Origin of the sequence: Colwellia sp. TT2012 (assembly GCF_001440345.1) — a bacterium.
GTDB lineage: Bacteria > Pseudomonadota > Gammaproteobacteria > Enterobacterales > Alteromonadaceae > Colwellia.
In genome coordinates this window covers 1-374 of record NZ_LJYX01000202.1, presented here as the reverse complement: position 1 = coordinate 374, position 374 = coordinate 1, and the positions used below count along the sequence as shown (strand labels likewise).

The 374-nt window shown below is 42.0% G+C and carries 1 rRNA gene; it reads right to left on the bottom strand.

Annotated features, from left to right (window positions below):
- Positions 1 to 6: 6 nt before the first annotated feature.
- Positions 7 to 121, bottom strand: a 5S ribosomal RNA gene (rrf, locus tag ASU03_RS19575).
- Positions 122 to 374 lie beyond the last annotated feature (253 nt).

The following is a 374-nucleotide window of genomic DNA, read 5'->3' as shown; positions in this document are numbered from 1 at the left end:
ATAGAAACCTAGCAATGTCCTACTCTCACATGGGAACTCCCACACTACCATCGGCGCAACTGCGTTTCACTTCTGAGTTCGGAATGGGATCAGGTGGGGCCACAGCGCTATGGTCGCTAGATAAAAAACGTTTAATCACCGTACCTACCTTAAGTAAGACGATAATTAGCAATCTTGGAAATTTGATATAAATGATGTTTACAAAAGCGGTTCAAGTAACACGTAAGTACGTGATGTTTTCTTATTCATGTCAGTCTTCATACACACTTTATAGTTCAAAACTACTTGGGTGTTGTATGGTTAAGCCTCACGGGCAATTAGTATCAGTTAGCTCAAGACCTCGCAGTCCTTACACACCTGACCTATCAACGTTG